Below are 554 nucleotides of genomic sequence, written 5' to 3' on the forward strand. Positions count from 1 at the left end.
GGCTAATTATTTATACCTTAGTGATCCTGGCTAATGATACTTTCTAGTAGTTTGTTCACCGAACTTCGTTGTGTTTTATCATTCTTGTGTAAGATATCAACATGAGCAGTAGCAATAAAAGTCTTATAGTCACTCTCAGAAATCTGTTTTGTGCTTAAATTTTCAAATACATTTTCCATTGTTTTTCGCTTAGTGATACAGCTAAATGCTTTATCAAGAGTATCCAAAAATAGCGCTTCAATAACTGTTTCAAAACCCATTTCGACATCTTTAAGCATAGAAATCATCTCAACGACATACACGACATCAGAAGCGCCTTTTAATCTTTTACGTGCTCTCAAGTTCCACTTCATATCATCTATTAATTGTTCCACTTCTCTGCGATATCTAACATTCACAGAAAGCATCACAAGATAACTCCTCATATCTTGATCTTGCTTACTTTCGTAAACTCTAAGCGCATTATCTGATTGTTCTTGAGCGTGCGCAGCCGCTCTTTCTAGTTCTTCTTCATAGTTACTCAGGTCCTTACAGGCGTCATGTAGAATACCGTT

Annotated in this window: 1 pseudogene; it reads right to left on the minus strand. The window is 36.1% G+C overall.

The annotated features are described in order from the left end of the window. Positions 1 to 17: 17 nt before the first annotated feature. A pseudogene (locus tag R7Q09_RS27555) lies at positions 18 to 554 on the minus strand (type IV secretion system protein VirD2); the annotation flags it as partial.

The sequence above is a fragment of the Vibrio sp. 2130-1 genome, assembly GCF_033339515.1.